The 3,315-nt window shown below is 46.6% G+C and carries 4 protein-coding genes; 2 read left to right on the top strand and 2 right to left on the bottom strand.

All coding sequences use genetic code 11. The features are described from left to right. Positions 1–22: 22 nt before the first annotated feature. Positions 23–1,096, bottom strand: coding sequence for an RAMP superfamily CRISPR-associated protein (locus tag QZP87_RS11585; protein ID WP_291323083.1), 1,074 nt, complete (start codon positions 1,094–1,096; stop codon positions 23–25). A 53-nt stretch (positions 1,097–1,149) separates the two neighbouring features. Between QZP87_RS11585 and QZP87_RS11580 the strand changes: the two genes are divergently transcribed. Continuing rightward, the gene (locus tag QZP87_RS11580) at positions 1,150–1,350 is read left to right on the top strand and encodes a hypothetical protein (protein ID WP_291323082.1); all 201 of its coding nucleotides are present in this window, start codon (positions 1,150–1,152) and stop codon (positions 1,348–1,350) included. Between the two features lie 151 nt (positions 1,351–1,501). On the opposite strand, the gene csx2 is transcribed toward QZP87_RS11580, so the two are convergent. Next, the gene (gene csx2, locus QZP87_RS11575) at positions 1,502–2,815 is read right to left on the bottom strand and encodes a TIGR02221 family CRISPR-associated protein (protein WP_291323081.1); all 1,314 of its coding nucleotides are present in this window, start codon (positions 2,813–2,815) and stop codon (positions 1,502–1,504) included. Between the two features lie 81 nt (positions 2,816–2,896). Here csx2 and QZP87_RS11570 point away from each other — a divergent pair. Then, the coding region (locus QZP87_RS11570) for an antitoxin Xre/MbcA/ParS toxin-binding domain-containing protein (protein WP_291323080.1) at positions 2,897–3,315 on the top strand (419 nt) is incomplete at its 3' end.

Here is a 3,315-nt window from a genome sequence, read left to right as displayed (position 1 = left end):
TGCTGCCAATAGTCGCCTCGGCTCATTGCCCACCTCCACAACGTTGGAGTTCATTGCGTGCGTCCAGAAACGCATGTACTTTTTTCCAAAGCTCAGCTTCCTTGGCGATTTTCGTATTCCAACGGTGCATAGGGTGAGGCAGATGCAGAATCCGTCCAATCACCTGCCCCTGATCATTGCGTTTGACCATTAGCCGAAGCTGAGAAGGCCTGCGGCCGGTTGCTCCGCCCCACTCGTGAACATGGTGGTTACGCCCGGCCGGATATCCAAGAATATGCCGCGGCTCCAATGTGTTACGCTGTTTAAATGGAAAAGAGGTTCTAACCAGCATGTATATCTCCGAAAAGATCTTAAACACGTTTTCCCATGTCATATCGTTTTGAGAGTACTCCCAGCACAAAAGCCCTTTAGAATCTTTGCTAAGTGCACTTGGGTACTTTTTTTCGCTGAACCCCATAACTAGATCAAATCCCTTAGCTTTTGCCACAACACTCTCAAATGAAAGCAGATGTCTGCAAGACAGGGCTATCGATCCAAAACCGTTACGGCTTCTTCCACCGATGGTCCCGAAATGATGAATTAGAGACATGGCTTGCAGGATTTCATCGTGGTTCTGTTTAGGACAATAAATACGTAGACTAGCATTTGACCCCGGTGTTATGAATCGACGAAAACCTAGTTTTGGCCCTCCACCTTCTTTAGGTTTCATGTAGATTGGTCCGTAACCCAAGTAGAGAAGACGCTCAAGCGGGATCAATCTGCCTTGGCGGTTTTTTACTTCGGGATGTTTTAATGTGCCAATTGATGACATGCTTTCGCTGATTTTGAAATTGTTATTGGGAAGAAGAGATAGTCTTACCTTGCTGGCTTCAGCAGAGTCATTCCCTGATACTGACCCAAATAATCGTCCTTCTTGCTTACGAAGATCATGCGTTTCCAAATCTCCAAGTGCTATACGCCACCATTGCCGAAGCAGATTTTTAAACGGTGCTGAACGTAACTCGGCATTTTGATCTGCACCCCCTAGAAATGTCGGGGAAAGAAACTCAACTGTGAATTTAAGTTTCTCAATGTTATTAAACCGGGTTAAAATCATCTTTCACCTCATGCGGTCTGATCTTAAACATTATTATTTTCGAAAAAAACGACATGCTCATCCTGCTGCTAATAAAATTGGATATAATTGGACAAAAACCCAAGATCGGTTCGTCGGGACCGGATGTTCACCTTAAAGCTGCAGAACCAATATACGGCTCCAAAACAATTATTTTCAAAAAATTCTCCGCCACATCCCAAGACGTTTTTGCAGCATGCCCCGACCTTGGCGCAAAAAGTGACCTGTTTTTTTGACCCTGCCATGGAACTTGCGTATCAGGTCATCCAGCCCCAAAAACAGGTAGTAGTAGGCTCATCTAGCCGGAACAGAAGAGGCAATTGTTCTTTTTTCTTAAGCAAAACAATTCTGGCCTGCGACAATATTGATATATTATGATTAATGGCTTTATTCTTGGGTTGACCCGATATTAGAAATCAATTGTTCATGAAGATGCCTGATTTTTGATTCCAGATTTCTGGCTGCAACACAATCAACCATGCCTGCGTGGTTCAGGTCGTTTCTTTTCTGGTTCAGTTCGTCATAAAGCTTGACAATTTCCTGATTCACCTGTTTCTGGATCTGTTTAACCTTGTCAGGTCTTTTACCTGCCTCACCACGCCACTCGTTTTCAGGGGTTCTGCTCAATGTCATGGCCTGACCCACCAAGTCACGCTCACTTCTTAGCGTATAATCAAGGCCGAACCTCTGACACAGCCAGGTCTTCATGTTTTCCTGAAGCAGTGTATAGGCCTGCTGCACCAGACCGTGTTCCAGGCACCAGCCTACTGCGCCAAACCCCTTACGAACTTCATCGCTGACGTTCATTTCAGGGCCTCGCAGCTGCTCAAGTTTGGCCAGAACCAGTTCCAGCAAAGGATAAAAGGCTGGGACGGTACTGGGAGATCCCTGAAGCTTCCTGACAATATCTGCGGCTTCCTGACATGGCTCCCTGGTATAAATATCACGACCCCTGCAGGTGGCTATGTTGGACCGGGTATCACGCAGAATCCCTCCAAGCCTGCTCAGCAGCCGGGTCTCTTCATCTTTGCCTTGGGACTGCTTTTTTCGCGGCAGGATTTCGGCTTCGAGAAGTTCAAGAAGTGCTACCACCTGGCCGTGGTTTTGAAACTCCCTGACAGCATGGCTCCAATCCATCAGACCCACAAAGGAAGTCACGTCCTCAATGGGTGCCAGGGGAGCCTTTTCAGGTTCCTTTTCTGTCCTGGCTTCCCAATTGCCGTAATAGATCCCTTGTAGCCGAATGTCTTTGAATGAGCCGGCGTATTGAAGACAGGCCAGACCAATGACTGGAATTGATCTGAAGGAATGCGTAATATCAAAAAGCACACTGTCTCCGGGCTGTAGCTGGGAATGGAATTTTTCAAAAATTTCCCATGTTTCCTTTTCTCCCTGTTCCCCAGGAATGAAAACAGGCACAAAGGACACTTCAGGAAAAAGCTTTTGCGAGAGGCCCTTCAAGCCTGTTTCCGGATATTCCTTCCCGTTATGCCTGCTTTTCTTTTTCTCCTCTCCCAGCCAGTTCATCTTTTCAGCCTCAGGTGTTAAAAAAACAACAACCTCTTCAGGCTTGAAAATATGGGTCAGGGCTAGCTGGATGAATGGAGTTTCATATTCCAGTAACCCGCTTTCAGACTCATGATAAAAGCTGGCCGTGTCGTAAAAACCGGTCCCCAGAAATGATATGAGCTTCCTTTTCATTGTGGCTTTCCTGATATCTTGACTTGTCTGACATTTGTCACTACTTATTCTGACAAATGTCTAAGCAGTGAGGGTTTGACCATGTATGTTTCTTATCTGGAAAACATCCTTGGCGGTGAGGATGTCCTGGACCATGGCATCAAAAGCCAGTTTGATCTTATAGACCTGAGCAAACGGGGACTCAGCAAGGCTTCCCTTGAGCACCTATCAGAATTTACAGGTATTTCGATAAACAAACTTGTAAAATTCCTGCCCATTTCATTAAGATCGGTGCAGAGACTGGACAGGGATGAACGTTTTGGCAGCGCGGTTTCTGAAAGCATTCTGCGTATTGCAGAGGTGTACGCCAGGGGCGTGGAGGTCTTTGAAGACCGGGAGCTTCTCATGGCCTGGATGTCCACGCCGAGTCCGGCCCTTAACCTGCAAAGACCCCTTGAACTCCTTGATACCCTGTACGGAGCACAAGTTGTTCTTGATGAACTGACCAGAATTGAACACGG

The sequence above is a fragment of the Desulfonatronospira sp. genome (genome assembly GCA_003563255.1).
GTDB lineage: Bacteria > Desulfobacterota > Desulfovibrionia > Desulfovibrionales > Desulfonatronovibrionaceae > Desulfonatronospira.
This window is presented reverse-complemented; position numbering and strand designations above follow the sequence as displayed.